Genomic DNA, 24,224 nt, shown 5'->3' on the forward strand with positions numbered 1-24,224 from the left:
TGCGCCGCGGCGCACACCCTCCCTTTTTTCGGTTCGTGGTGTCTTCGGGGCAGGGGGCTCAGTCGGTGCCGGCCCCATCGGCCAGGGGCTCGAGCAGCTGGGCGATGGCGCTGTCCATGTGTTCGGCCAGCGCCCGGTGCAACGCCGGGACATCCCCGGCGAGGATGGCCTCGGCGATATGCCGGTGTTCATCCACCCGGTGCTGGAGTGAGTATTCGGCCTGTTCGAGCGCGACCAGGCACATCCGGGTTTCGGTGACCAGGGTCCGGTGGATCCGCGTCAGCCGTTTGCTGGACGCCCAGCGGACCATCGCCTCGTGGAAGGAGAGGTCGATCAGGCTCAGTTCGGCAGGATCGCTTCCCGGCCCCAGGGCCGCCATCTTCTCCACGATGGCCAACAGCTCCGCCCCCGCCTCGCTTCCGGTCCGGTCCAGTTCGATGATCTTCAGCGCGGCCCCGCGTTCGACGGCGGTACGGGTGAGATAGATATCGGAGATATCCGCCGGGGTCGGTTCCACGACGAAGAGCCCCCGGTTGCGGATGCTGATCAGCAGGCCCTCCTGGGTCAACCGTTGCATCGCCTCGCGGAGCGGGCCCCGGCTGACCCCCAGCCGCCCGGCCAGGTCGGCTTCCCCCAGTTGTGTTCCGGGCTCGAACTCCCCGTTGCCGATGGCGGTGCGGATCTTGCGCGCGATGATCGAGGGAGTGGACTCCTGGTGCAACGGCTCGAGGCTCGAGGCGGGCATGGGGGTTCCTCACTGGGGTCGGTTTTGTCGGATGCAAACAATCCTACAACCTTGCCCGGCGGTCCTTTCCAGCCCTCCGCCTCCTCGATGGTTCAGTCGGAGCCGGCGACCAGCAGTACCTCATCCGGAGCGTCGGTCCCGCGCTTGCGGTGGGCCCGCAGGACCCGCCGTGCCCTTTCACGCTTCAGGCGTTCGCGTGGATCGAGGTGGGGCAGCTGATCCGCGGGCCCGAAGAAGAAATACCCCATGAACTGCAACCACCACCCGATCTTGTATCCGATCCCCAAACCGGTGGTGTCCTTCACTATGGGCAACCGCTTATGGTCCATGTGTCCCTTTCAGGCTCGGGATTCCGGCCTCGAGCCGGGTACGGAAGCACCCGGGGCACGGGAACCCCCCGACCCACCATCCTACTCCACGGTTGTTTTTCCCCTCTCCCGCCGCCGATGCGGTCCCGGGGGCGGGAGAACGCGATAATGGGACCATGCCAGCCGATCTGCCCCATCTGACCGAGGACCTCTGGCTCCCCCGCGCCCGGGCCCACCGTGACCGGGTCCAACACTTCGCCGCACCATTCCTCCAGCGTCGCTCCACCCAGCGCAAACATCCGGTGGAGGACTTCCTGTTCACCTACTACACCGAGAAGCCCGGCCGGCTGCAGCGCTGGAACCCGGGCACCGGCGTCGTCCTGCTGGGCGACCAGGCCGCCGAGCGGCTGACGTGGAGGCACCACCGGCCCCACGGCGAGGGGGTCACCTTCGACGCGGCGGCCTTCATGGCCGAACGGCACCGCACCGTCACCCACGCCCGGTCGATCCTGGCCGGGGCGGCTTCGAACCCCGCCCGCTTCTCCTGCTTCGGTCTGCATGAATGGGCGATGGCGTATAAATCGGAGGAGAACGGGGTACGCCATGACTACCTACCGCTGCGGCTGGGCGCCGCCGGCACCGACGAGGTCGTCGAAGGCCACCGGATCCGCTGCACCCATATTGACGCCTTCCGCTTCTACACCCCGCAGGCCGTGGGCCTGAACGAGGAACGGCCCACCCGGGAGAACCAGGCGTCGCTGGACCAGCCCGGTTGTCTGCACGCGAACATGGACCTCTATAAATGGGCCTATAAGCTCTCGGCCGCGGTTCCGGGGGAACTGCTGCTGGCGACCTTCGAACTGGCCTGGGACATCAGGACCATGGACATGCGGGCCTCCCCCTACGAACTGGGCGACTGGGGCTATACGCCGATCCGTATCGAAACCGCCGCCGGGAAGGCCGAATACGTGAGGCTGCAACAGGGTTTTGCCGAGCAGGCCACCGGGCTGCGCCTTCGCCTGCTGGCCGTCGCCGACGACCTGATCGCGGCCGCGGAAACGGAGCCGGTCCCGACCCCCGGCCGATGAATCCCCGACGCCGAACAGTGGACACCGGACGCCGGGAGTGGCAGATTCACCCCTAAGGGTCTTTGTCCGACCAACCGCTACCGGGGGTGCACGATGGAAACGAACCAAGCCAACCGCTGGACCGCACGAACCTTATCGACGATGGCCGCCGCCGCACTGGGATTGCTGCTGCTCAGCGGCTGCGCAGGCGAAAGTCCCGACTCCGAACCAACGCAGACCACTGCCGCCACGGAGTCCTCGGCCCCGGAGCCCACCGAACAACCGGCGGGCCCGGAGGAGGGGACGGACGCCGATCTGTCCATCACCATCACCTCCAATGGCGAGGATGTAGTCCACCGGTACCGGCTCGTCTGTTCCGGAGGGGTCCCCGGTAAGGGGACCGACCATCCTCAGGCCGAGGAGGCCTGCACCTTCCTCGACGGCCCCGGCAAGACCGTGCTGACCGGGAAGGCGAAGAAGGATGCCGACTGCACCCAGGAGTCGGCCGGTCCACAGACGGCCATCGTGGAGGGCACCTTGAACGAGACGACGGTCCAACGTGCCTTCGCCCTGGGCAACGGGTGCAAGATCTCGGCCTGGAAGTCCGCCGAGGCATTGCTGGGACGCGGAACGGCCAGCGGCGACCAGTAGGCACTGCCCCCTCCCCCGGGTAGTCACCGATTCATTACCGCCCAGGTCGATTTCAGGGCCCGGGCGGGCCCGCGGCGTGAAAGACTGGCGCCCGGAGGAACACACCCATGGAATTCTTGATCCTGCTCGTTGGCCTGCTGTTCGGAACGGTGCTCGTCGCCGGGCTCGGGGAGCGGATCAGATTGCCCTATCCGGTGCTGATGCTCGTCTTCTCGGCGCTGGTGGCCTATCTGCCGTTCATCCCCGAGATCCACATCGACGCGGAAATGATCCTTCCGTTGTTCCTGCCTCCGCTGTTGTATGCGGTGGCCCAGCGTAGTTCCTGGGCGGTCTTCCGGCTGCGTTGGCGTTCCTTGGTGCTGCTGGCGGTCCTGCTCATCGCCGTGACCGTGGCCATCGTCGCCGGGGCCACCTGGTTGCTGATCCCCTCCATGGGACTGCCGGCGGCCATCGCGCTCGGCGCCATCGTCGCCCCGCCGGACCCCGTGGCCGTCGAGGCGGTCGCCGCCAAGGTCAGCATGCCCCGCAGGCTGACCACCGTGCTACAAACCGAGGGGCTGTTCAACGACGCCACCGCCATCGTCATCTTCCAGACCGCCGTGGCCGCGGCCGCCAGCGGCCGGGACGTCGGCTGGGATGTGATCCCGCGTTTCCTCCTCGGCGCCGCCGGAGCCGTCGTCCTGGGCCTGGCCATGGCCTGGCTCGTGGGAACACTGAACCGCTTCGTCCCCGATCTGGTGGCCCGCTCCGCCGCGACCCTGGTGGCCCCCTTCGCCGTCTACATCCTGGCCGAGGAGATCCATTGCTCGGGCGTCGTCGCCGTCGTGGTCACCGCCCTGGAACTGGGCCGGCGGGCCCGCCCCCAGGATTCCGCCGAACGCCTGACCCGCAACTCCTTCTGGGACGTGGTGGAGATGCTGACCACCGGGGTCGCCTTCGGCCTGCTGGGCATCGAGATGCGCTACGTCTTCGAGGACGAAGGAGCGGGCATCATGGCCTTCATCCCCGGGATCCTGGTCGTCTGCGCCGCGGTGCTGCTGGTGCGTTTCGGCTGGATGATGTTGATGTACAAGGTCGGGGGCACCGAAAAGCGCAACAGCGTGCCGGGCTCGCTCAAGGAAGTGCTCGTGGTCAGCTGGTGCGGCATGCGGGGTCTGGCCACCCTGGCGCTGGCCTTGGCGCTCCCGTTGGAGATGGACAACGGGGACCCGTTCCCGGGGCGCAACTTCATCATCACCTGCGCCTGCGCCGTCCTGCTGGTCACCCTGGTGGGCCCGGGGCTGACCCTGCCGACCCTGATGCGGCATCTGAAGCTGCCCGACGACCGGGCCAAGGCCGAACGGGCCGAACGGGCCATCGCCGTCCGCGCCGAGGAGGTGGCCATGGACACCGTCAGGCAATCCGAGGCGGCGCAGAAGCTCTCCCCCGAACGGCGCGAGAAGCTCGCCCGTCGCATGTCCTCGCTGCACCGGATCCTCGAACACGATTTCGGCGACGACCCGGAGAAGGCGCGCATCGTCAAAAAGACCCTCGCGGCCATGGACCAGGTCCAACGCGAGGCCCTCGACGCAGCCCGGCGCGAGGTGCTGTCGATGCGCCGGGAACCCGAGGCGGATCCCGAGGCGGTGGATCGGGTGCTACGCCGGTTGGACCTGCGTACGGTCACCCTGGACCGCTAACCCGACGGCAAAACATCCTATGTAACTCCGGTGATTTGTGCATGAATTCGTAAATCCGTGCTGAATTGCCAGTTTTGACGATCCAGACATAGGACCTCTAGTGTTGTGTCGTTCGTTACTTTCGGGCCGAGCCTTCCGGCCGATGTGGAGGCAGTCTCCCCCCGGCCAACGAATCCGCCGACACGTAGCCCGCAAAGGAGCACCTCCATGGCTGAGAACAAGGCGCCATCGTCCAGAGATCATTCCACCGAGGCGATCCCCAAGGTGGTCATCCTCATTGCCATCCTGGCCGGGTTCTCCGGCCTGCTCTACGGCTACGACTCGGGCGCGATCTCCGGGGCCCTGCCCCTGCTGACCCAGGACTTCGGCATCGACGCCCAAACCCAGGGGCTGGTCACCTCCCTGCTCCTCTGGGGCGCCTTGCCGGCCATCGTGGTCAGCACCATCGCCTCACGGCGCTTCGACCGCCGGCACATCCTGCTGGTGGGGGCGGGGATCTTCATCGTCGGGTCCATCGCCTGCGGGCTGGCCCCGAACATCGGGTTTTTGATGTTCGCCCGTTTCTTCCTCGGCCTGGCCGTGGGCATCGCCAACATGTTCGGCCTGATCTACCTTTCCGAGCTGGCCCCCACACGGATTCGCGGTCTGCTGACCGGCCTGTACCAGCTGGCGGTCAACGTCGGCATCCTCGGCGCCTACATCGTCGGGGACCTGCTCCACGATTCGGGGTCCTGGCAGTGGATCCTCGCGGCAGGGGTCTTCCCCGCCATCATCTTCTTCTTCGGCATGCTGCTCAGCCCGGCCAGCCCGCGCTGGCTGCTCACCCGGGGCCGGGGCCAGGAAGCGCTGAAGGTCCTGAAGAAGCTGCGCGGTACCGACGAGATCGCCCAGGCCGAAGTGGACGACATCCAAGCCAGCCTCCAACAGCAGGACGCGGGGATCGGGACGCTGTTCCGTTCCGCCCGCCCGGCCATGGTGGTCCTGTTCGTCCTGACGTTCTTCCAGGTCTTCACCGGGATCAACGCCGTCGTCTACTACGCGCCGATCATCTTCGCCGACATCACCTCAATGGGTTCCAATGCCGGGGCCGTCGCCAACTACGGTGTCGGCATCGCCCTGGTCATCTCCACCGGGGTGTCCCTGCCGCTGATCGACAAGCTGGGCCGGATCAAGATGCTGGCCCTGAGCATGGCCGGACAGGCCGTGGCCATGGTCGGGCTGTGGCTGCTCCCCGACGCCGGATACCTCTCCATCGCCGCGGTCTTCGTCTACACCTTCTCCTTCGGGTTCGGCCTGGGCCCGGTGTTCTGGCTCTATGTGCCGGAGATCCTGCCACTGCGCATGCGCGCCATCGGCGTCGGGGTCATCACGTTCACCCAATACCTGTTCAACGCGATCTTCGCTGCCGCCTTCCCCGTCGCCCTGGAGAAGTTCGGCGGGGTGGTCTTCCTGCTCTTCGCCCTGCTCTCGGCGCTCGGGCTCTGGTATGTGCTCACCCGCATCCCCGAAACCGCGGGACGCTCCCTGGAGGAGATCGAAGACGATTGGCGCGCGAAGGCCACGGCCAAGGCGGCCGGGAAGACCGGACAGGACTCCTAGCCGGCCACTGCCTCGAGGTAGAACCAGCGTCCGTCCTCGCGCAGGAAGGTACTGCGTTCGCGTTGGACGCCGCGCCGGCCGTCCTGGCGGTAATGCGCGGCGAACTCGACGATCCCGGTGCCCTCGAAGGGGCCTCCGGCGACCGTGTCCACGATGTCCAGCCGCCGCCAGCTCATCGACGGGTCCAAGTCCAGCTCCGCCGGCCGGGTCGAGGGATGCCAACTGGCCAGCAGGTAGGCGGCGTCCCCGGTGACGAAGGCGCTATAACGCGAACGCATCAGGGCCTCGGCCGTCGCCGCCCCCGGACCTCCTGCCGCACGGTCGGCGTGCACCGGCCCACAGCAGGCGCCGAAGACCTCGCCCGACAGGCAGGGGCAGCGCGCATCGGCGTCCAGCACGGGGAAATCGGCACCGGCATCCTGCTGCTCATCCATGGCCCCAGCCTAGGGGCAAACCGTGGACCCTCACGCGGATACGTGGGGTGGGTCACCCCGGGCCGCGGGCCCCGCCGAACCCGGTAGACTGATCGGGCAAGCTCGCGGAGCGCCTCCAGCCCGGCGTGAGACGGCACCTCCGCAGGCGTACTCAAACCACCTCGCGCACAGGAGACCCCGGATGCCCCGCATCGTTGTTGACGTCATGCCCAAACCAGAGATCCTCGACCCCCAGGGCAAGGCCATCGTGGGCGCACTGCCCCGTTTGGGCTTCGACGCCTTTTCGTCAGTCCGTCAGGGCAAACGCTTCGAACTGACCGTCGACGGCGAGGTGACCGATCAGATCCTGGCCCAGGCCCGCACCGCGGCCGAGACCCTGCTCTCCAACCCGGTGATTGAAGACGTGGTCAACGTCGAGGTCGTCACCGAAGCATGAGCAACGATTCACTGCCCCTGATCGGCGACTACAGCGCGCCGGACACGACCCTGAACGGCGCCCGCATCGGCGTCGTCTCCTTCCCCGGCACCCTCGATGACCGCGACGCCGCCCGTGCCGTGCGGCTGGCCGGCGCCGAAGCCGTGGCCCTCTGGCACGGAGACGACTCCCTCGCGGACGTCGACGCCGTCATCATCCCCGGTGGCTTCTCCTATGGCGACTACCTGCGCGCCGGGGCCATCGCCCGATTCGCCCCGATGATGTCCCGCATCATCGACGCCGCGAATTCGGAGGCCAAGCTCCCCGTGCTGGGCATCTGCAACGGATTCCAGATCCTCACCGAATCGCATCTGCTGCCCGGATCGATGATCAAGAACGACCACCTGAAGTTCCTCTGCCGGGACCAGGTCCTGCGGGTGGAGAACAACACCACGGCGTGGACCAACCAGTACGACGCCGGTGAGGAGATCACCGTGGTGCTGAAGAACCAGGACGGGCAGTACGTCGCCGACGAGAAGACCCTGGACGCCCTGGAGGCCGAAGGCCGCGTCGCCCTGCGCTACGTGGGCTGGAACCCCAACGGCTCGCGCCGCGACATCGCCGGCATCACCAATGCCGCCGGCAACGTCGTCGGACTCATGCCGCACCCCGAACACGCGGTCGAGGCAGGATTCGGCCCCACGACGGCCGCCGGCGCACACACCGGAACCGACGGCCTGGGCTTCTTCTCCTCCGTCCTGAGCACCCTGGTGGGAGGCACCAAATGAGCCAGCAATTCAACATCGACACCGTGGAGAACGCCGCGGCAACCCCCGACACCGAGCTGCCGTGGGCCGAATTGGGGCTGAAGCAGAACGAGTACGACGACGTCGTGAATGTTTTGGGCCGCCGCCCCACCGGCGCGGAACTGGCCATGTACTCGGTCATGTGGTCCGAGCATTGCTCGTATAAGTCCTCCAAGAACCACCTGCGCCAATTCGGCGACAAGGTGACCGATGAGATGAAGAAGGACCTGCTCGTGGGCATCGGCGAGAACGCCGGGGTCACGAACCTGGGCGATGGCTGGGCCGTCACCTTCAAGATCGAATCGCATAACTCCCCCTCCTTCGTGGAGCCCTACCAGGGCGCGGCCACGGGCATCGGCGGGATCGTGCGCGACATCATCTCCATGGGCGCCCGCCCGGTGGCCGTGATGGATCCGCTGCGTTTCGGGGCCATCGACCACCCCGACACCGCCCGGGTCATGCACGGGGCCGTCGCCGGGATCGGCGGCTACGGCAACTCGCTGGGCCTGCCGAACATCGGCGGGGAAATGGTCTTCGACCCGGTATACCAGGGCAACCCGCTGGTGAACGCGCTGGCCGTGGGCGTCATGCGCCATGAGGACATCCGCCTGGCCAACGCCTCCGGGAAGGGCAATAAGGTCGTCCTGTTCGGTGCCCGTACCGGCGGCGATGGGATCGGTGGCGCCTCGGTGCTGGCCTCCGAGTCCTTCGATGCGACCAAACCCTCCAAGCGCCCCGCGGTCCAGGTCGGTGACCCCTTCGCCGAGAAGGTGCTCATCGAGTGCTGCCTGGAACTGTTCAAGGCCTCCCTCGTCGAGGGCATCCAGGACCTGGGCGCCGCGGGCATCTCCTGCGCCACCAGTGAACTGGCCTCCAACGGCGACGGCGGCATGCGGGTCGAACTGACCAACGTGCTGCTGCGCGATCCGACGCTGACCCCGGGCGAGATCCTGATGTCCGAGTCGCAGGAACGCATGATGGCCGTGGTCTCCCCGGAAAACCTCGAGGCCTTCGAAGCGGTCATGGACAAATGGGCCGTGGAGTACTCCTGGCTCGGCGAGGTCACCGACACCGAACGGCTGGTCATCACCTGGGACGACGAGGTCATCGTCGACGTGGATCCGCGCACCGTCGCCCACGACGGACCGGTCTACGACCGCCCCTATGCCCGCCCCGACTGGCAGGACGCCCTGCAGGCCGATACGTTCAGGGCCTCCCCGGCGGGGCTCACCCTGCCGAGCCTGGGCGAGGAGCTCAAGGATGCCGTCCTGGAGCTGGTCGCCTCACCGAACATGTGCGACAAGTCCTGGATCACCAACCAGTTCGACCGCTACGTCGGCGGCAACACGGCCCTGGCGTCCCCCGATGACGCCGGCGTGGTCCGCGTGGATGAGGAAACCGGGATGGGCGTTGCCCTGGCCACCGATGCCAACGGCCGGTACGCCTACCTGGACCCGTACCACGGCTCCCAGCTGGCCCTGGCCGAGGCGTTCCGCAACGTGGCCACCACCGGGGCCGTCCCGCTGGCCGTCTCCGACTGCCTGAACTTCGGCTCCCCCGAGGACCCTGACGTGATGTGGCAATTGGCCGAGGCCATCCGCGGGCTCTCCGATGCCTGCATGGAACTGGGCATCCCGGTCACCGGCGGCAACGTCTCGCTCTACAACCAGACCGGCACCACCCCGATCCATCCCTCCCCGGTGGTCGCGGTGCTGGGCAGGTTCGACGACGTCGCCCGCCGCACCCCCTCGGGATGGCACTCCAGCGCCGACGGGCAGGCCATCTACCTGATGGGGACGACGGCGGATGAGCTGGATGGTTCGGAGTTCGCGAACCTGCGCGGACACCTGGGCGGTCTGCCGCCGACGGTGGACCTGGCTGCTGAGAAGCTGCTCGGCGACCTGCTGGTCAACGCCTCACGCGACGGCATGATCGACGCGGCCCACGACCTCTCCGAGGGTGGCCTCGCGGCAGCCCTGGTGGAGATGTCGCTGCGCTACGGCGTCGGCGCCCGGGTGGCCCTGCAGGATCTCTGCGACCGGGACGGCGTCGATGTGTTCACCGCCCTGTTCTCCGAGTCCCAGGCCCGCGCCGTCGTGGCCGTGCCTCGCTCCGAGGAGGTCCGTTTCAAGGACATGACCACCGCCCGGGATTTCCCGGTGGTCCGGCTGGGCATCGTCGATGCTGCCTCGGATTCCCTGGACATCCAGGGCCAGTTCAGCGCCACCCTGGAGGAACTGCGCACCGCCCACGAGGGCACGCTGCCGAAGTACTTCTGATCGGTTAGCTCATTGACACCCGTGGCCCGGCGGTCTTCCGCCGGGCCACGGGTGTTTTCGCGCGACGGCTTGACCCTCACGTAGCGTGAGGCCGGAGGCTGGGGTACATGAGCGACTACTACAACGCATTCGACATCAGCCCCGTACCCGTACCCACACCGGAAGCGGTGCCGCCGGAACCCTTCCGCGGCATCTATGGGATGCCCGCATTCGTCACGATTCCGTCGTGCGATTTGGAGGAATCCGTGGACTTCTGGATTCGTGGACTCGGGTTCTTCGAACTCTTCAGCATCCCCGGCACGCTGGTACATCTGCGCCGGTGGGCCTTCCAGGACGTGCTTCTCGTCCAGGCGCGGAGCATTCCAGACCAGCCCCCGGCCATCGGCTTCAGTTTCGCGGGCGTCCTGGGCCAGATCAATGCCTTGGTTGAAGCCTGCCGCGCCTTGCGCCCTGGCTCGGTCGCGGGACCCCGAGATACCCCGTGGAACACTCGTGATGTCGAGGTGATCACCCCAGAGAACGCCCGGGTCGTCTTCACCGCGGCCAAGCCCTTTGACCCGGCCAGCCAGGAGGCGCGGAATCTTGAAGATATCGGGATCACCCCTTCGGAGGGCCGTCCAGGGGAGAATCAGGAGCATGCCTGAGGCAACTTCTGCCGATGGCCTGACCGTCGGTCAGGCCGCGACGCGACTGGGCGTAACCATCCGCGCGCTACACCACTGGGATGAGATTGGCCTGGCGCGCTCCTCGCTGAGCACGCCTACCGGATACCGGCTCTACACCGCCGCTGATTTGGAACGCCTCCACAGAATCGTCGTCTACCGCGAGCTCGGCCTCGGATTGGAAAGAATCCGTGCCATCCTCGACGACTCAGCGACGGACGTACCGGCCGCCCTGCGCACCCAACGCCAGCACGTCGCCGACAGGATCGAGCATCTCCAGCAGCTCGGTGCCGGACTGGATCGAATGATCGACGCCCATGAGCACGGCCTGCTGCTGACCGTCCAGGAACAGACGGCCATCTTCGGCCCGCGGTGGAACCCTGACTGGTCGGCCCAAGCCCGCCAACGCTACGAAGGCACGCCCCAATGGCAGCAGTATGCCGAGCAATCAGCCACCCGTAGTCCGGCGGAATGGCAATCCATCGCCGATACCATGGCCGACCTCGACCGTTCCCTCGGGGAGTCCATGCAGGCCGGTTTCACACCTGGCAGCCCGGAAGCGCAGCTACTCGTGGAACGTCACCGCGCAGTGTTCTCGGCCTCATACTTTTCCCTCACCCGACAGATGCAGGTCTGTCTCGGTCGTATGTATGAGTCTGATCCGGCGTTCGCTGCTCACTACGACGGCGTCCGTACCGGCCTTGCGGCATGGTTCCGTCAAAGCATCGATGCCAACGCCCGCAACCACGGCATCGACCCCGACACCGCAAGCTGGCACTAGGCCCCGTTATGGAAAGTGATGATCTTAGACGAGTGAGATCGTCACTTTCCTCATTCCCGTGGAGACGGGAGATCATCCAGGCTCGCCAGGGCGGTCAGACTCCCGGCTATCAAACCGATGGCCGTATGGGGGCGGCTGGATCCGTTGGCCTTGAGGCGTTCGCCGAACCGATGGATCCAGCGTTCGGTGGCGATGTTCGCACCGATGCCCACTATCAGGATCGTGGCACCCAGTCCGATCACTAGCCCGGGGTTCAGGTTCTTGAGGCGGGCCCTGGTTCCCGCCGTTTCGTCTGCGAGCTGCCCCTGGCCGGCGGTATCCAGAGGCCCGGGGCCGCGCCCCGGCGTCGTTCCCACTGCCGACGGCGCAGTCGGCGATGAATCCGGATCCTGTCGACGGGCGAACACGACGCCCGCCCCTGCAAGGATCGCCAGCTTGGCCAGGACCCGCGACCGGCGCCGATCCACATAATCGGGCAGTGCGTACCAGAGCCCGACGGCAGCCCCGCTGGCCCCGGCACGACCGAGCACTGTGGCCGGAGTCCGTCCGGCCGAAGCTGGTGTGGTGCTTCCTGTCATCAGTTGGTCTCCTTCGGAGTTTCGGCTAGCTGGTTCAGTGCGTCGATATGGAGTCGGAAGGACACCCTGCCGGCACGGGTCATGGCCAGGGTGACGGGACGGCGTCCCGCGCGTACCGCGTTCGTCGGCTCGAGATAGCCGGCATCGATCAGCACCCGGACGTGCTTGCTCAACGTCGCGTCGGTGAACCCCAGCAGGTCACGGACCCTCCCGAAGGTTTCGCCGCGGACCGGCTCCAGCAGGGCACAGATCCGCAGCCGTGGAAGGGGGTGGATCACCGGGTCGAACCCGTCCTGGCTCATGACGGCTCAGTCCCGCGGGTTCCGGACGCGACGGGCCCAATACCGGTCCAGCGCCGGTCCGCCGATCGTGCCCAGGCAGAACAACACCACGGCGGCAATGACCGGAATCCACCACCAACCATGGGTGTCGTAGAGGGCGGAGTTGATTCCTCCGATGAACCCCACCACCAGCACGCCGCCCAGAAAGGGCAACCACATGGAACCGTGCAGGCGGATATGGCGCACCGCGCTGGGCTGCTTCCACGAGGCGAAGAGGAAGACCACCAGGATCGCTCCCGGCAGCACCAGCAGGGCCGCCGGCATCGACAGCAGATCGGTGACCAGTGGCACCAGGGCCAGGACGGCAAGGATGAAGCCCACCAGGAACCAATAGCGTGGTGGGCATTGCAGGCGTTCGGCATTCAGTTCACCGACGGCGCCGAGTGCTACAAGCGACTCCCCGGCCTGGGCCGCATTGGGGGTGTCATCGGAATCCATGCGGCCAGACTACATTTGTCTTGCCATACAGGAAAGACATTTTCATCCTTCAGCGACACCGGCTTCGCGTTGGTCGGGCCCTGTTTCACGACTATGATGGGCCTCATCGACCACCCTCGCGTGCGCCGCCAAATGCTGGCCCACCTTTCGGGGACCTCCACCGGTCAACACGACTTCACAAGGAGTTCCCCATGGGAAACGTCGGACTGCTGTATGTCGGCGCCGTGCTCTTCATCAACGGCCTGATGCTGCTGGGTTTCGTCCCCGGACGCGCTGCCGCCCCGATGAACTACTTCGTCGGGGCCATGCAGGTCATCTTCCCCACCATCATCATCGCCCAGTCCGGCGGCGACCCGGCCATGACGCTTTCCGCCTCGGGCCTGTACCTGTTCGGGTTCACCTACCTCTACATCGCCTTCAACATCACCTTCGGGCTCGATGGCGAAGGGGTCGGCTGGTTTTCGCTGTTCGTCTCCGGCGTCGCGGTCGTGATGTCCTATCTGCAGTTCACCCTCGTCGGGGATCCGGTCTTCGGGGTGATCTGGCTTTTATGGACCATCCTGTGGCTGATGTTCTACCTCGTCCTTGCCCTGGGCATGGAGTCGCTGACCGCCGCCACCGGCTGGTTCACCGTGCTCATCGCCCATCTCTCGGCCACGATCCCCGCCCTGCTGCTGCTCTCCGGCGCCTTCCAGAGCACCTGGCTCTGGGCGGGCATCCTCGCGGTGGCGGGAGCACTCGCCCTGCTTGTCTCGCTGATGTTGGGACGCCAAGGTGTGGGTCGGCCGCAATCTCCACCGTTGCCGCAGCTCCGCGACGAAATCGACGGCGGTGACGTCCCGACTCTCCCGGATCTGATCGCCCGCACCGAGCGCAGCGAACAGGGATCCCAGATCGTCATCTCGAACCCCCCGGTGTCCAGATCCTCCCGCCGCGTGGTCAACAGTCCTCTGCGCCGCCGGGCGCCCCGCCCCTGATTCCTCGGGATTCTTCCGCGGTCCATCCTCAGGACAGGCGGCCGTCGGCCAACCGTTCGGCGGATTCGAAGTAGGCCCGAGTCACCCACTCCTGGGTTCGGTGGGTCACCGGTGCCGCAGCCCGCATCAACCAGTTGGCCGGCTTCGAGTAGGCCAGGACCTCGAACCAGACGGTGCCCTCGTCATCTAGCACGGCGGTGAAGGCCTCCTCCCCCGCCACGGGATGGCCCTTCAGGGTTCCGTAGCCGAAGCCGGCCCGGCGCGGCCCGGTATCCGGATCCGCAGCCTCCGGCTCCAGGCTCCACAACACCCGGCAGGGCGCGGGCACCCGGATCGGTCCGATCCCCATGCCGGAGACGACGCGGACGCCCGGGCTCGCCCGCGGGGTATCCTCCGGCACCCTCAGTCCGGCACCGCGGTGCATCTGCCAATCCAGGATCCCGTCGGCCAGGCGGCGGAACGCGTCCTCGCCGGCCCCGACGCGTGAGCGCCGCCTGACGGTTCGGTAACCCGCCGGCGCGTGCCCGAGTTCGGTCAACCCATAATCGGTGTAGGTCAGATCCCCGGGCTGGCCGATCCGGGCGAGCCGGCGCAGTGCCGCCAGCTCGCTGGGCCCCTGTTTGCCCAAGGCGGCACCGATGACGGCCAACGACGCCTTCGCGCCGGAGCGTACGGGAACGTGGACCTGACGGCCGCCGGGCAGTCCCAGTGCAGGGGCTGAGAGCCCGAGCAGGTCGCGGTACCGCCCCGGAAGGGAATCAACGACGGCGGCAAAGAGCAGGCGGTAGCCGGGCATCAGCATCGGATCCAGCGGAGGGTTCTTCAGGAAGGACACCACCTCATCCACGCGAGGACCACCGGCCAGGAGGCCCTCGTCGTCGTACCCCTGAAGGCGTTGACGCAATTCGGCGTCGGTGCGCGGTGGATCGATGACCCCCATGAGTTCACCGGCCTTCGCCCATTGGCCGACATAGGCGTCGGCACCACCGAGCCGTGTTGGCACGGGGCCGCGGAAGAGTTCGTAGGAACGCAGGAATGCGTCGGTGAAGGCCAGGTGGACCCATTCGGACAGCCCGGGGTCGTTCGCCGAGTAGCGACGGCCGGTACCCTGCGCGTCCATATACTCCCCCCGGACCGGAACATGGAGTTTGCGGACATACCGGCAGGCTTCGTGGGCGGCGACCGTATCGCCGTAAGTGAGTGTGAAGATCCAGCGGATGGTTCCCGCGAGTCGACCCAGCGGATCCTCGCGGTAATTCGAATGCTCGGCGACGCCGGCGAGCGCGCCCGGATGCAGGGCCTGGATCAGGAGGGCACGGATCCCGGCGGCAATCGGCGTCGTGCCCCCGTTCACCTGCCAGACGACGGATCCGGCGTTGAAGTATCCGGCATCCTCGCCGTTCTCCAACGCGTCTTCCCAGGCAGGAACAGTTTCGGTTTGGCCGGCGAAGGTCATCCGCAAACGGGTTCTCAAAGGTGCCAACAGGTCCATTCCCCGAGCCTACTCCCGGGTCAGGTTCGGCTACTCCGATGCGAGACCAGGGCAACGATGAGCCCGACACCGAACCAGACGAGCCCGACGAGCAGTGCCAGCTGCGTGGCCGAGGCAAGGACCACCCCGAGCATCAGGGCCCCGACGACCGGGATGGCGCCGTGGGCGAACCAGGTCCCGCGCGCGGCGGCCTTCTGCTTCACCAGGTAGTAGCCGATCACCGAGACGTGCAGCAGGATGAACGCCGTCAGCGCCCCGACGTTCACGATCGAGCTGAGGATATCGAGCCCGTCGGCCCGGGTGGCCGCCCAGACGGCGACGACGATGTTCCCGCTGGCGGTGATCAGGATGCTGCGTACCGGCACCCCGGTCCGCTCCGAAACCGCGGCCAGTGCGTGCGGCAGGCGCCGCTCCCGCGCCATGTCCATGATGATCCTGCTGCCCGCGCCTTGCCCGACCATCGCCGCGAAGGCCGCGCCCGCCGCCTTGGAGAGGGCGAGCAACCAGTGCAGCCATTCGCCGATGCTGTCCTCCACGGCCACATAGTAGGCGGCACCTTCCAGACTCGGATCGGCAGCCAGCTGCGCAGGCGTCGTGGTGGAAAGTAGTGCCCCGACGTAGGTCTGGGCGACGAAGAGCAGTCCGGCCGCCACCAGGCAGATCAGTGTCGCCCGGCCGACGAGCCGGACGGTCCCCTTGGTCTCCTCGGCGAACGTGGCCAGGGCGTCGAAGCCCAGGAAGGAAAGCACCGCGACGGAGACGGCCGCCAGGACCGCGGTCAGCGAGAAGCCGCCGATCCCGGTGAACGGGCTGAGCCAGGGCCGTTCCGGTCCGGCCGTCGCCAGCACATAGGCACCGCAGACCAACACGATCAGCAGGACCAGGACCTCCAGGAGTACGACGGCGGTGATGACCTTGGAGGCCACACGCACCCCGGCCAGGTTCAGCGCCGTGGTCCCCACCACGGCGACGGCGACGAACACCCAGATGGGCACGGACGGGAACAACGAGTTCAGGGCGATGCCGGTGAACATGTAGGCGACCGAGGGGATGAGCAGGTAGTCCAGCAGGATCATCCACCCCGAGACATACCCGGCGCGGGGCCCGATCCCGGCCCCGGCGTAGGCGAAGACGGAGCCGGCCCGGGGGATTTCCCGCGACATGCGCATGTAGCTGGAGGCGGTGAAGGCCATGACCAGGGTGGCCACGACATAGACCGTCGCCACCGCTCCCCCGGACTTGGCGTCGAGGGTGCCATAGATGCCCACGGCAGCGGCGGGACCGATGAAGACCAGACCGTAGAAGACCAACTGCCCCAATGTCAGACTGCGCTTGAGCGATCCCTGGGCCGGAGCGGATTCCGGGGCGTTGGCGTCCATCCTGCCATTCTGTCGCAGTTTCCCCCGGACCGGGCTCACGATCCTGAAGTTGCTCCGAGCCGGACAAACGCCGGAGCCTGCGCCGCCTGGGTTCTCGAAGCCTGCCGGTTCAGGCCGGTGCACCATTCCGGATAGACGCGGAACCCCCGTTTTCCGGGATGCCCCTGCGAACTGGTGATGCCCAGCTCGCGCAGGTGTGCCGCGGTGAACCAGAAGAGCCCCCGGCGTTGGTCCTCCTCCACCACGAATACGGCGAGACCCGCTATTTCTTCATCGGCCGGAAAGGGCTCGGTGGCGCCCTGCTCGGATCGGCGCCACACGGCCACGAAGGCTCCCGCTTTCGTCGGGGTGACGCGGGCGGTGCGCAACCGCCAGCGCTGCCCTGAGACCGGTGCATTGCCTGCTTCGTAATCGCTGTTCTGTTCCTCCGGGGCAACGGGAACGAATTCCGTCCGCAGGCCCAGGGTGTGCTCGACGTACCAGTCGAAAGCGGAAAAGCGCATCCAGTGAGCCTAGCGCGACAGCGCTTCACCCCTTGGTCCGCGGGGCCCTTCCGCGTACCGTGAGCGCATGATCACCCGCATCGGTACCGCCATGTTGTACGTCTCGGATCAGGACGCGTCCCTTCGGTTCTATCGTGATCTGCTGGGATTCGTGATCGTCACCGATCAGGACATGGGCCACGGCGCCCGATGGCTCGAGCTGGCCCCGGCGGAAGGAGCGACCACGATGGCGCTGCTCGATGCCGGCCAGGCCGGCAAGCAGGCGGGAGAGGGCGCCTACCTGACCTATGCCTGCGAGGACATCGCCGCGACCGTCGGCTGGCTCCGCGAGCGCGGCGCCACGGTCACCGACCCCGATATCCAGCCGTGGGGCTCGTTTGCCTTCATCGACGGCCCCGACGGGCACCGCGTACAGATCCACCAGAAATGATCCCGGCCCCCACCGCCGGGGTGCCCTGAGGACGCGGCAAACAACGCACGGAATTTGCTCGGTTTCAACCAATACCGTGTGACCTTGTTCACCTATTGCACCGAATTGTCACGCGGCGGTACGGGAACCGGCCTCCGGGCCGAAGATCCGAGTGGACCGAGAGGCCTGCATCACGCAATAATTGCCGATCGACCACCGCGCCGCTGCTGTGACAGCGTCCGCCCACCAAGAATCGGAGAACCATGTCGGCAGACGTCGTGGGCCTGGCTCTTGCCCTGTTGGGACTCATCGTCCTGCTCGGCAAGCTGATCCGGGTACGTAGCAAGATCGCGCAGAAGTTGTTCCTGCCGGCCTCGATCCTCGGGGGATTCCTGGCCCTGCTGCTGGGACCCTACGTGTTCGGCAATTTGGCCTCGCTGGCCGGTACCGACAGATTCGCCGAGGGTGGCCTCTTCGGAACGCAGATCCTCGAGGTCTGGGGCACGCTGCCCGGCCTGCTCATCAGCGTGGTGTTCGCGGCACTGTTCATGGGTGAATCGATCCCCTCCCCCAAACGTGCCGCCCGGCTGCTGGGCCCGCAACTGAGCCTGGGCGTCACCTTCGCCTCCGGGCAGTACGTCTTCGGCCTGGCCCTGGCCGTCCTGGTCCTGGTCCCGCTCTTCGGGATGACCCCCATGGCCGGGGCACTGATCGAGATCGGCTTCGAAGGCGGCCACGGCACGGCAGCCGGCATGGCCCCGGTCATGAACGAACTGGGCTTCACCGAAGGACCGGACCTGGCGCTGGGCATGGCCACGATCGGCATCGTCAGCGGCATCGTCATCGGGATCGCAGCCATCAACTGGGCCGTGCGCACGGGGCGGACCGAGGTCATCTCCGCCTCGACCAAGCTTCCGGACAATGAGCTCAAGGGCCTCTACTCCAAGGACGACCAGCCCTCGGCCGGGCAATTGACCGTGCGCTCCTCGTCGGTGGAAAGCATGACGCTGCACGTGGCCTTCATCGCGCTGGCCATCCTCGTCGGACAGGTGCTCCTCTCGGCGCTGCAGTGGATCGAGAGCGTCACCTGGGCCGACAGCGTCCAGGTCTTCGAATACGTTCCGCTCTTCCCGTTGGCGATGCTCGGCGGGGTCATCATCCAGCTCGTCCTGGACCAGACCGGCAAGACCCACCTCATCGACCGTGGATCCATGATGCGCATCCAGGGCCTGGCCCTGGACCTGCTGATCGTCAGTGCCCTGGCGTCCCTGTCGCTGAAGGCGATCGCCGCCAACATCGGCCCCTTCCTGCTCCTGGCCGGTGTGGGCATCATCTGGAACGTGGTCGTGTTGTTCTTCCTCGCCCGCCGCTACATCCCGAAGTACTGGTTCGAACGCGGGATCGGGGACTTCGGGCAGTCGATGGGGGTCACTGCGACGGGCCTGATCCTCATGCGGATCGCCGACCCCGAGGGCAAGAGCCCCGCCTACGAGGCCTTCGGATATAAGCAACTGGTCTTCGAGCCGTTCTTCGGCGGCGGGCTGATCACGGCAGCAGCAATGCCCCTGATCTACCAGTTCGGGCCCTACCCCTTGCTGATCGGCATGGGCGTCCTGCTGCTCGCTTCGGTGTCCATCGGCCTGGTCAACGGCAAGCGGATGCGACGCTCCTCGGTGGCGGAGACTTCCCCGGCCCAGGGATGATCCCGGGCGCCGGGGCGGGCCGGTGACGCCCGCACTACCGGGCGGTGGCCACCAGGTAGTCCAGCGCCCGGCAGGCCCGCCACCCGGTCCAGAGGGCAAAGATGGCCGACCCCACCGCGGCCACGGCCCCGATGACGACCAGCGGCTGGATCTGCTGCCCCGGATCCGCGTTCCAGTTCAGCGTGAGTCCGGCGGCGATGCCGCAGCCGATGGACACCAGCCACAGCACGAGGGTGGCGACGAACATGCCGGACACTGAGTGCGGGCGATTCATGGGGGTTCCTCCTCGGTGACGTCGATAGCGCCAGCGTATCCCCCCGCCCCGCGGACCGATCCGCCGATGGCATGATGGTCGCATGAGTGAAACCCAGGATTCCAGCACCCGTTCCATCGAATTGTCACGTAACCGGACGGGCCACTACACCGCCCGCAATGCCGCGGGAGCCGAGGTCGAATTCGGCCAGGGCGAGGGGCTGCTCTCCCCCGTGGAACTGCTCTTGGCGGCCATCGCCGGTTGCTCGGCGATCGATGTGGACGTCGCCACCTCACGTAGCGCCGAACCCACCCAATTCGAGGTCACCGCCTCGGGCGACAAGATCGCCGACGAGGGCGGTGCCAGCCGGATGGAGAATCTGAATCTCGCGTTCAAGCTGGCCTTCGGCGATGACGCCGGGGGCCAGAAGGCGGCCAGCATGGTCGAACGCCTCGTCAAGCTCTCCCACGATAAGCACTGCACGGTCTCACGCACCGTCGAGCACGGAACCCCCGTGGCCTTCGACGTCGAGGTCTCCACGGGTGAACCGGCCTAGAACCGGGACCATCGCAGGGGGCGTGCTTCAGGCGTCGACCTGGAGTTCGCCCATCTGCTCCCAGCCTTCGCCCTCGACCTGGCGGCTGACGATGAGCGGTGTTTCGGCCAGGGTCGGGCGCATGGCCTCCAGGCCATCGGCGAAGTGCTGGCTGCGCACATGGGCCTCACCGGCCCCGTCCTGGAACGCCTCAACGAGCACGAACTCGTTCTCCGCTTCGACGCTGCGCGACCACTCGAACCAGAGGTTGCCTTCCTCGGCGCGGGTGGCCTCGGTGAAGGGCCGGGTGATCTCGAGGAACGAGTCGACGAATTCGGGCTTGACCTTGTACTTGACGACGATGAAAATCATGCGCCCAGCCTATCCCCGAGCCAGCCCATTCCACCCCAGGCGTTCGCGCTCGGCCTTCGGAAGCGATTCGACGACCAGATCGTAGGAGTCCTCGATCAGGTCACGCACCGTGGCATCATCGAGTGATCCGGCGCAGGCCACCGTGTTCCAGTGTTTTTTGCTCATGTGGTAGCCGGGAGTGATTTCAGGGTGCGCGGCCCGCAGCTGGTCGGCCAGGACCGGCTCGCATTTCAGGTTCGCGCGCGCCGGGTCCGATCCGTCCCAGAGCAGGGCGAACATCTTCACCCGCCCTTCGGGGGATCCAGAAACCTTGAACACACTGGCATCCGGGCCGAACGGATGGTCCTCGAACACCCCCGGCAACCCGAGGCAATAGGCACGGAAGGCGGAGTCGTCCATACCCGGCATCCTACGCGGTACGACGCCGGCACCCGAGGGGTGCCGGCGTCGTACCGCAGGAGGACGTGGTTGCTGTTTATTTCACGGCACCCATCGACAGGCCACGGACCAGCTGCTTCTGGGCCAGCCAACCGGCCAGGACCACCGGCAGCGAGGCCAGCACCGAGGCCGCCGAGAGTTGGGCCAGGAACAAGCCCTCGCTGGTCATCTGCGATATCAGGAACACCGGGACCGTCGCCGCCTTCGCGGCGGTGAGGTTCAGAGCGAAGAAGAACTCGTTCCAGGAGAAGATCACACAGATCAACGCGGTCGCCGCGATCCCCGGGGTGACCATCGGGATCAATACGGAGCGCAGCGTCTTGATCAGTCCGGCCCCGTCCACCGAGGCCGCTTCGAGCACCTCCCCGGGGACCTCCTGGAAGAAGGAACGCATCATCCACACGGCGATCGGCAGATTCATGGCCGTATAGAGGATGACCAGCGTCCAGATGCTGTCCAGCGCCCGCAGCTGACCGGAGATCACGTAGATGGGCATGATGACCGCGACGATCGGAAGCATCTTGGTGGAGATGAAGAAGAACAACACGTCATTGGTCTTCTTCACCGGCCGGATGCTCAACGCATAGGAGGCAGGAATGGCCAACAGAATCACCAAGAGCGTCGAAACACCGGTGGCAATGAGCGAGTTCAGGAAGTAGGGGGCGGCATCGGAGCCCAGCACTGCCTTGTACTGATCCAAGGTGGGTTCGAAGAAGAAGCTCGGCGGGCTCGACGAGGCCACGTTCTCCTGCTTGAAGGAAGTCATCACCATCCATGCGATCGGGGCGAAGAAGACCAGTGCCGCGACCCAGGTGAACGTGGTCAGCAGACTTCCGCTGACCACCCCCTTCCGTCGCGGTTTATAGACTTCCGGGCGTTCGGCCCGGGTGCCGGACCCCGCGGTTTGTTGGGTTGTGGCGCTCATGACAGCTCCTTGTCGTCGAAGCTGCGGAAGATCAAACGCAGCGCAAATATGGCGATGAGGATCGTGGCGATGACCACCACGACGCCCATGGCGGCCGCCTGGCCGATGTCGAAGCCCAGGAAGGCGCGTTGGTAGATGTAGAAGGGCAGGTTCGCGCTGGCCGTGCCCGGTCCGCCGGCGGTCATCAGGTAGATCTGGTCGAAGGTGTTGACCACGTAGATCGACCCGAGCAACACGGCCAGTTCCATGTACCGGCGCAGCTGCGGCATGGTCACCCAGGTGAAGGTCTTCCACCAGCCGGCACCGTCCAGCGAAGCTGCTTCGAGGACGTCCTTGGATTGGGCCTGCAGTCCGGCCAGGACCAGCAGCATCATGAACGGGGTCCACTGCCACACCAGGGCGATGACCACCGAGAGCAGCGGGAGCGAGGAGGTGAAGTCGATCGGTCCGATCCCCACCAACCCCAGCACCCAGTTGACCATCCCGTAACTGGGGTTGAGCATCGAAACGCTCCATAGCAGCGAGGAGGCCACCGGCATGATCAGGAACGGGGTGATCAGCAGGGTCCGCACGATCCCCCGGCCCAGGAATTCGCGGTCCAACAGAATCGCGAAGAACGTCCCCAGGACCAGGGCGACGGCCACGCAGCCCAGCGTGATCACCACCGAGTTCACGGCCGCGACCCGGAACGTGGAATCGGAGAAGATGTCCACGAAGTTCTGCAGTCCCACGAAGATGTTGCCGTCGGGACGCAACAGGTTCCAGGACCGCAGCGAATACCAGATGGTCAGCAGGAAGGGCAGCTGGGTGACGATGATGGTGAAGATCAGCGCGGGAAGCAGCGGCAGCCGGCGGCTCCAGCCCTCCCTACGCCGGGCACGGCGCTGTCGCGCTGCGTGCGGTGCGGAGTCGGCGGCCGCCTGCTGGCGGTCCGTCCGGGTCAACGTACTCATGGCCTAGCCCTTCTTCTGGTAGGTCCGGGCCACGGTGGCCGCGAAGTCCTGCGATTGGCGCAGCGCGTCCTCGACGCTTTGGCTGCCGGCGATGGAGGCGGAGATCTGCTGCGCCACCCGGGTGCCGAGGTCCTGGAATTCTGGGATCCCCACGAACTGCAGTCCGGTGTAGGGCACCGGATGGATCATGGATTTGTCCTGGGTGGCATTGCCCATGGCCTTCAGCGTCGGTGTCGCGTAGTCCTCGGCGATCGAGGCGTATTCGGGAATCTCGTAGGTGGATTTGCGGCTGCCCGGGGGCAACCGTTCCCAGCCGATGGAGTTGCCGACCAGCTTCAGGTAGTCCTTATTGGTCATCCAGGCGATGAAGTCCCATGCGGCCTGCTTCTTCCGGCTGGTTTGCGGGATGGCCAGCGCCCAGGTGTAGAGCCAGCCGGCCGACTCGGTCTCCTTCACCGGCGCCAGGGCATAGTTGGTCTTTCCGGTGACCTTCGACGAGGACGGGTCCTCGATGGAGGAGACCATCGCCGTGGCGTCGTACCACATGGCCGCGTTGCCCTGGGAGAACCGGGTGATGCAGTCGCCGTACCCCGAGGTCGCCGCCCCGGGTTGGCCGTAGCTGCGGACCAGGTCGACATATCCGGCCACCGCCTCATGGACCTCGGGGCTGTCCAGGGTGGCGTTCCAGTCCTCGTCGAACCAGCGCCCGCCGTAGGTGTTGATGACGGTGTCCAGCGGCGCCATCACTTCGCCCCATCCGGCCAGCCCGCGCAGGCAGATCCCCGAGAAGCCCTTCTGCGGCGCGTGCAGTTCCTTCGCGAATCCGCGGATCTGTTCCCAGGTCGGTTGTTCGGGCATGCTCAGCCCCGCTTTCTCGAAGAGGTCTTCGCGGTAGACCACGAACGAGGACTCCCCGTAGAACGGGACCGAGTACTGGCTTCCCTGATGGGTGAGCGACTCACGGATGGTCGGAATGAAATCCTGGGCGTCGTAGCCCTGGGTCTGTTCCATATAGGGACCCAGATCGGTGATCCACCCGTTCTCGGCCCACATCGGAGTCTCGTAGTTGGAGATCATCACGACGTCGAACTCCCCGCCTTCGGTGGCGACGGAGGCGGTGATCTTCGCGCGGGCCTCGTTTTCCGGAAGCGAAACGAAGCGGACGTCGATGCCCGGATGCTTGGACCGGAAGTCATCCATCAAGGAGATCGCGTCGTTCATCTGCGGGTTGGAGACGATGGCCACGATCAGGCTGGTCTTCCCACCCGCCGTCGCCTGTCCCGAGCAGGCGCTGAGCCCCGCAGCGGCCACGGCACCGATCCCGGCGCCCATGAATCCCCGGCGGCTGAGGGGAAAATCCCGTATCGCCATTATCTGCTCCTCGCTCGAGCGACCGCTTCGCTCATGTGATAACCATCAAGTGCTCATTTGTTATGTGACTCTAGTCATATAAGATCATTTGAGCAAGACATTCAACTCACATGAGTCGGACCCGAGGGAGT

Annotated in this window: 28 protein-coding genes; 13 read left to right on the plus strand and 15 right to left on the minus strand. The window is 66.4% G+C overall.

Going from position 1 to position 24,224, the window contains the following annotated elements; genetic code table 11:
• Window positions 1-58: 58 nt before the first annotated feature.
• Both ACT3UE_RS08200 and ACT3UE_RS08205 read right to left on the minus strand, forming a co-directional pair.
• Window positions 59-745 (minus strand): GntR family transcriptional regulator, encoded by a 687-nt coding sequence (locus tag ACT3UE_RS08200; protein WP_444554517.1) that lies wholly within the window; start codon window positions 743-745, stop codon window positions 59-61.
• Between the two features lie 92 nt (window positions 746-837).
• On the minus strand, window positions 838-1,050 hold the full coding sequence (locus tag ACT3UE_RS08205; RefSeq protein ID WP_444561459.1) for a hypothetical protein: 213 nt from the start codon (window positions 1,048-1,050) through the stop codon (window positions 838-840).
• A gap of 179 nt (window positions 1,051-1,229) precedes the next feature.
• On the opposite strand from ACT3UE_RS08205, the gene ACT3UE_RS08210 reads away from it, so the two are divergent.
• The 4 genes from ACT3UE_RS08210 (at window position 1,230) to ACT3UE_RS08225 (ending at window position 6,049) form a co-directional block, all read left to right on the plus strand.
• Window positions 1,230-2,141: a 3-methyladenine DNA glycosylase gene (locus ACT3UE_RS08210; protein ID WP_444554515.1), complete on the plus strand. Its 912-nt coding sequence runs from the start codon at window positions 1,230-1,232 to the stop codon at window positions 2,139-2,141.
• A 93-nt stretch (window positions 2,142-2,234) separates the two neighbouring features.
• A complete protein-coding gene (locus ACT3UE_RS08215) occupies window positions 2,235-2,771 on the plus strand; it encodes a serine protease inhibitor (protein WP_444554514.1) in 537 nt (178 codons plus the stop codon).
• A 107-nt stretch (window positions 2,772-2,878) separates the two neighbouring features.
• Window positions 2,879-4,450 carry a Na+/H+ antiporter gene (locus ACT3UE_RS08220; RefSeq protein ID WP_444554513.1) on the plus strand — a complete coding sequence of 524 codons (1,572 nt, stop codon included), beginning with the start codon at window positions 2,879-2,881 and terminating at the stop codon, window positions 4,448-4,450.
• Window positions 4,451-4,657: 207 nt separating this feature from the next.
• Window positions 4,658-6,049, plus strand: coding sequence for a sugar porter family MFS transporter (locus tag ACT3UE_RS08225; protein ID WP_444561448.1), 1,392 nt, complete (start codon window positions 4,658-4,660; stop codon window positions 6,047-6,049).
• On the opposite strand, the gene ACT3UE_RS08230 is transcribed toward ACT3UE_RS08225, so the two are convergent.
• On the minus strand, window positions 6,046-6,483 hold the full coding sequence (locus ACT3UE_RS08230) for a YchJ family protein (protein WP_444554505.1): 438 nt from the start codon (window positions 6,481-6,483) through the stop codon (window positions 6,046-6,048). The genes ACT3UE_RS08225 and ACT3UE_RS08230 overlap by 4 nt on opposite strands.
• Before the next feature lie 181 nt (window positions 6,484-6,664).
• On the opposite strand from ACT3UE_RS08230, the gene purS reads away from it, so the two are divergent.
• The 5 genes from purS to ACT3UE_RS08255 all read left to right on the plus strand — a co-directional run bounded on the left by purS (window position 6,665) and on the right by ACT3UE_RS08255 (window position 11,426).
• Window positions 6,665-6,919 (plus strand): phosphoribosylformylglycinamidine synthase subunit PurS, encoded by a 255-nt coding sequence (gene purS / locus ACT3UE_RS08235; RefSeq protein WP_444554504.1) that lies wholly within the window; start codon window positions 6,665-6,667, stop codon window positions 6,917-6,919.
• Window positions 6,916-7,686, plus strand: coding sequence for a phosphoribosylformylglycinamidine synthase subunit PurQ (gene purQ / locus ACT3UE_RS08240; RefSeq protein ID WP_444554503.1), 771 nt, complete (start codon window positions 6,916-6,918; stop codon window positions 7,684-7,686). Before purS ends, purQ begins: the two co-directional genes overlap by 4 nt.
• Window positions 7,683-9,983 carry a phosphoribosylformylglycinamidine synthase subunit PurL gene (gene purL, locus ACT3UE_RS08245; RefSeq protein WP_444554502.1) on the plus strand — a complete coding sequence of 767 codons (2,301 nt, stop codon included), beginning with the start codon at window positions 7,683-7,685 and terminating at the stop codon, window positions 9,981-9,983. Before purQ ends, purL begins: the two co-directional genes overlap by 4 nt.
• 107 nt (window positions 9,984-10,090) lie before the next feature.
• On the plus strand, window positions 10,091-10,627 hold the full coding sequence (locus ACT3UE_RS08250) for a VOC family protein (RefSeq protein ID WP_444554501.1): 537 nt from the start codon (window positions 10,091-10,093) through the stop codon (window positions 10,625-10,627).
• On the plus strand, window positions 10,620-11,426 hold the full coding sequence (locus ACT3UE_RS08255; protein ID WP_444554500.1) for a MerR family transcriptional regulator: 807 nt from the start codon (window positions 10,620-10,622) through the stop codon (window positions 11,424-11,426). The genes ACT3UE_RS08250 and ACT3UE_RS08255 overlap by 8 nt, the downstream gene beginning before the upstream one ends.
• A 50-nt stretch (window positions 11,427-11,476) precedes the next feature.
• Here the strand turns inward: ACT3UE_RS08255 and ACT3UE_RS08260 are convergent, their stop codons facing one another.
• The 3 genes from ACT3UE_RS08260 to ACT3UE_RS08270 are packed head-to-tail and all read right to left on the minus strand — an operon-like array spanning window position 11,477 to window position 12,783.
• Entirely contained in the window at window positions 11,477-12,004 is a 528-nt protein-coding gene (locus ACT3UE_RS08260; RefSeq protein ID WP_444554499.1) for a hypothetical protein, read from the minus strand.
• On the minus strand, window positions 12,004-12,306 hold the full coding sequence (locus ACT3UE_RS08265) for a transcriptional regulator (RefSeq protein ID WP_444554498.1): 303 nt from the start codon (window positions 12,304-12,306) through the stop codon (window positions 12,004-12,006). The genes ACT3UE_RS08260 and ACT3UE_RS08265 overlap by 1 nt, the downstream gene beginning before the upstream one ends.
• 6 nt (window positions 12,307-12,312) lie before the next feature.
• Complete coding sequence (locus tag ACT3UE_RS08270; RefSeq protein ID WP_444554497.1) at window positions 12,313-12,783, minus strand: hypothetical protein; 471 nt, start codon at window positions 12,781-12,783, stop codon at window positions 12,313-12,315.
• A gap of 191 nt (window positions 12,784-12,974) precedes the next feature.
• Here ACT3UE_RS08270 and ACT3UE_RS08275 point away from each other — a divergent pair, with 191 nt between their 5' ends.
• The gene (locus tag ACT3UE_RS08275) at window positions 12,975-13,760 is read left to right on the plus strand and encodes an AmiS/UreI family transporter (protein WP_444554496.1); all 786 of its coding nucleotides are present in this window, start codon (window positions 12,975-12,977) and stop codon (window positions 13,758-13,760) included.
• A 28-nt stretch (window positions 13,761-13,788) separates the two neighbouring features.
• Here the strand turns inward: ACT3UE_RS08275 and ACT3UE_RS08280 are convergent, their stop codons facing one another.
• Genes ACT3UE_RS08280 through ACT3UE_RS08290 form a run of 3 tightly spaced genes read right to left on the minus strand, consistent with a single transcriptional unit; the run spans window position 13,789 to window position 17,134 of the window.
• Window positions 13,789-15,252 carry a DUF1990 family protein gene (locus ACT3UE_RS08280; protein WP_444561722.1) on the minus strand — a complete coding sequence of 488 codons (1,464 nt, stop codon included), beginning with the start codon at window positions 15,250-15,252 and terminating at the stop codon, window positions 13,789-13,791.
• Window positions 15,253-15,272: 20 nt separating this feature from the next.
• The gene (locus tag ACT3UE_RS08285; RefSeq protein ID WP_444555730.1) at window positions 15,273-16,631 is read right to left on the minus strand and encodes an APC family permease; all 1,359 of its coding nucleotides are present in this window, start codon (window positions 16,629-16,631) and stop codon (window positions 15,273-15,275) included.
• 35 nt (window positions 16,632-16,666) lie between these two features.
• Window positions 16,667-17,134: a MepB family protein gene (locus tag ACT3UE_RS08290; protein ID WP_444555731.1), complete on the minus strand. Its 468-nt coding sequence runs from the start codon at window positions 17,132-17,134 to the stop codon at window positions 16,667-16,669.
• 67 nt (window positions 17,135-17,201) lie between these two features.
• Here ACT3UE_RS08290 and ACT3UE_RS08295 point away from each other — a divergent pair, with 67 nt between their 5' ends.
• Window positions 17,202-17,564 carry a VOC family protein gene (locus tag ACT3UE_RS08295; RefSeq protein ID WP_444555732.1) on the plus strand — a complete coding sequence of 121 codons (363 nt, stop codon included), beginning with the start codon at window positions 17,202-17,204 and terminating at the stop codon, window positions 17,562-17,564.
• 242 nt (window positions 17,565-17,806) lie between these two features.
• On the plus strand, window positions 17,807-19,246 hold the full coding sequence (locus ACT3UE_RS08300; RefSeq protein WP_444555733.1) for a sodium/glutamate symporter: 1,440 nt from the start codon (window positions 17,807-17,809) through the stop codon (window positions 19,244-19,246).
• A gap of 34 nt (window positions 19,247-19,280) precedes the next feature.
• Here the strand turns inward: ACT3UE_RS08300 and ACT3UE_RS08305 are convergent, their stop codons facing one another.
• Window positions 19,281-19,520 carry a hypothetical protein gene (locus ACT3UE_RS08305; RefSeq protein ID WP_444555734.1) on the minus strand — a complete coding sequence of 80 codons (240 nt, stop codon included), beginning with the start codon at window positions 19,518-19,520 and terminating at the stop codon, window positions 19,281-19,283.
• Between the two features lie 82 nt (window positions 19,521-19,602).
• Between ACT3UE_RS08305 and ACT3UE_RS08310 the strand changes: the two genes are divergently transcribed.
• A complete protein-coding gene (locus ACT3UE_RS08310) occupies window positions 19,603-20,055 on the plus strand; it encodes an OsmC family protein (protein WP_444555735.1) in 453 nt (150 codons plus the stop codon).
• 27 nt (window positions 20,056-20,082) lie between these two features.
• Here ACT3UE_RS08310 and ACT3UE_RS08315 read toward each other — a convergent pair whose 3' ends face one another.
• From ACT3UE_RS08315 to ACT3UE_RS08335, 5 genes are all read right to left on the minus strand, one after another.
• Window positions 20,083-20,406 (minus strand): putative quinol monooxygenase, encoded by a 324-nt coding sequence (locus tag ACT3UE_RS08315; RefSeq protein WP_444555736.1) that lies wholly within the window; start codon window positions 20,404-20,406, stop codon window positions 20,083-20,085.
• A gap of 9 nt (window positions 20,407-20,415) precedes the next feature.
• The gene (locus ACT3UE_RS08320) at window positions 20,416-20,805 is read right to left on the minus strand and encodes an MmcQ/YjbR family DNA-binding protein (protein WP_444555737.1); all 390 of its coding nucleotides are present in this window, start codon (window positions 20,803-20,805) and stop codon (window positions 20,416-20,418) included.
• Window positions 20,806-20,881: 76 nt separating this feature from the next.
• Window positions 20,882-21,769 (minus strand): carbohydrate ABC transporter permease, encoded by an 888-nt coding sequence (locus ACT3UE_RS08325; RefSeq protein WP_444555738.1) that lies wholly within the window; start codon window positions 21,767-21,769, stop codon window positions 20,882-20,884.
• Window positions 21,766-22,722, minus strand: coding sequence for a carbohydrate ABC transporter permease (locus tag ACT3UE_RS08330; protein ID WP_444555739.1), 957 nt, complete (start codon window positions 22,720-22,722; stop codon window positions 21,766-21,768). Before ACT3UE_RS08330 ends, ACT3UE_RS08325 begins: the two co-directional genes overlap by 4 nt.
• A 3-nt stretch (window positions 22,723-22,725) precedes the next feature.
• Window positions 22,726-24,093 carry an ABC transporter substrate-binding protein gene (locus ACT3UE_RS08335; protein WP_444555344.1) on the minus strand — a complete coding sequence of 456 codons (1,368 nt, stop codon included), beginning with the start codon at window positions 24,091-24,093 and terminating at the stop codon, window positions 22,726-22,728.
• Window positions 24,094-24,224 lie beyond the last annotated feature (131 nt).

The sequence above is a fragment of the Arthrobacter sp. 179 genome, assembly GCF_052379645.1.
In the GTDB taxonomy this organism is placed as follows: domain Bacteria; phylum Actinomycetota; class Actinomycetes; order Actinomycetales; family Micrococcaceae; genus Arthrobacter_H.

Excerpts from the sequence above, each read along its gene's own strand:
- ACT3UE_RS08335 (WP_444555344.1), bottom strand. The coding sequence starts at position 24,093 with ATGGCGATACGGGATTTTCCCCTCAGCCGCCGGGGATTCATGGGCGCC.
- ACT3UE_RS08330 (WP_444555739.1), bottom strand. The coding sequence starts at position 22,722 with ATGAGTACGTTGACCCGGACGGACCGCCAGCAGGCGGCCGCCGACTCC.
- ACT3UE_RS08250 (WP_444554501.1), top strand. The coding sequence starts at position 10,091 with ATGAGCGACTACTACAACGCATTCGACATCAGCCCCGTACCCGTACCC.
- ACT3UE_RS08310 (WP_444555735.1), top strand. The coding sequence starts at position 19,603 with ATGAGTGAAACCCAGGATTCCAGCACCCGTTCCATCGAATTGTCACGT.
- ACT3UE_RS08265 (WP_444554498.1), bottom strand. The coding sequence starts at position 12,306 with ATGAGCCAGGACGGGTTCGACCCGGTGATCCACCCCCTTCCACGGCTG.
- ACT3UE_RS08200 (WP_444554517.1), bottom strand. The coding sequence starts at position 745 with ATGCCCGCCTCGAGCCTCGAGCCGTTGCACCAGGAGTCCACTCCCTCG.
- ACT3UE_RS08295 (WP_444555732.1), top strand. The coding sequence starts at position 17,202 with ATGATCACCCGCATCGGTACCGCCATGTTGTACGTCTCGGATCAGGAC.
- ACT3UE_RS08305 (WP_444555734.1), bottom strand. The coding sequence starts at position 19,520 with ATGAATCGCCCGCACTCAGTGTCCGGCATGTTCGTCGCCACCCTCGTG.
- ACT3UE_RS08215 (WP_444554514.1), top strand. The coding sequence starts at position 2,235 with ATGGAAACGAACCAAGCCAACCGCTGGACCGCACGAACCTTATCGACG.
- ACT3UE_RS08325 (WP_444555738.1), bottom strand. The coding sequence starts at position 21,769 with ATGAGCGCCACAACCCAACAAACCGCGGGGTCCGGCACCCGGGCCGAA.
- purS (WP_444554504.1), top strand. The coding sequence starts at position 6,665 with ATGCCCCGCATCGTTGTTGACGTCATGCCCAAACCAGAGATCCTCGAC.
- ACT3UE_RS08260 (WP_444554499.1), bottom strand. The coding sequence starts at position 12,004 with ATGACAGGAAGCACCACACCAGCTTCGGCCGGACGGACTCCGGCCACA.
- ACT3UE_RS08280 (WP_444561722.1), bottom strand. The coding sequence starts at position 15,252 with ATGGACCTGTTGGCACCTTTGAGAACCCGTTTGCGGATGACCTTCGCC.
- ACT3UE_RS08320 (WP_444555737.1), bottom strand. The coding sequence starts at position 20,805 with ATGGACGACTCCGCCTTCCGTGCCTATTGCCTCGGGTTGCCGGGGGTG.
- ACT3UE_RS08230 (WP_444554505.1), bottom strand. The coding sequence starts at position 6,483 with ATGGATGAGCAGCAGGATGCCGGTGCCGATTTCCCCGTGCTGGACGCC.
- ACT3UE_RS08300 (WP_444555733.1), top strand. The coding sequence starts at position 17,807 with ATGTCGGCAGACGTCGTGGGCCTGGCTCTTGCCCTGTTGGGACTCATC.
- ACT3UE_RS08270 (WP_444554497.1), bottom strand. The coding sequence starts at position 12,783 with ATGGATTCCGATGACACCCCCAATGCGGCCCAGGCCGGGGAGTCGCTT.
- ACT3UE_RS08275 (WP_444554496.1), top strand. The coding sequence starts at position 12,975 with ATGGGAAACGTCGGACTGCTGTATGTCGGCGCCGTGCTCTTCATCAAC.
- purQ (WP_444554503.1), top strand. The coding sequence starts at position 6,916 with ATGAGCAACGATTCACTGCCCCTGATCGGCGACTACAGCGCGCCGGAC.
- ACT3UE_RS08210 (WP_444554515.1), top strand. The coding sequence starts at position 1,230 with ATGCCAGCCGATCTGCCCCATCTGACCGAGGACCTCTGGCTCCCCCGC.
- ACT3UE_RS08285 (WP_444555730.1), bottom strand. The coding sequence starts at position 16,631 with ATGGACGCCAACGCCCCGGAATCCGCTCCGGCCCAGGGATCGCTCAAG.
- ACT3UE_RS08225 (WP_444561448.1), top strand. The coding sequence starts at position 4,658 with ATGGCTGAGAACAAGGCGCCATCGTCCAGAGATCATTCCACCGAGGCG.
- ACT3UE_RS08315 (WP_444555736.1), bottom strand. The coding sequence starts at position 20,406 with ATGATTTTCATCGTCGTCAAGTACAAGGTCAAGCCCGAATTCGTCGAC.
- purL (WP_444554502.1), top strand. The coding sequence starts at position 7,683 with ATGAGCCAGCAATTCAACATCGACACCGTGGAGAACGCCGCGGCAACC.
- ACT3UE_RS08290 (WP_444555731.1), bottom strand. The coding sequence starts at position 17,134 with ATGCGCTTTTCCGCTTTCGACTGGTACGTCGAGCACACCCTGGGCCTG.
- ACT3UE_RS08255 (WP_444554500.1), top strand. The coding sequence starts at position 10,620 with ATGCCTGAGGCAACTTCTGCCGATGGCCTGACCGTCGGTCAGGCCGCG.
- ACT3UE_RS08220 (WP_444554513.1), top strand. The coding sequence starts at position 2,879 with ATGGAATTCTTGATCCTGCTCGTTGGCCTGCTGTTCGGAACGGTGCTC.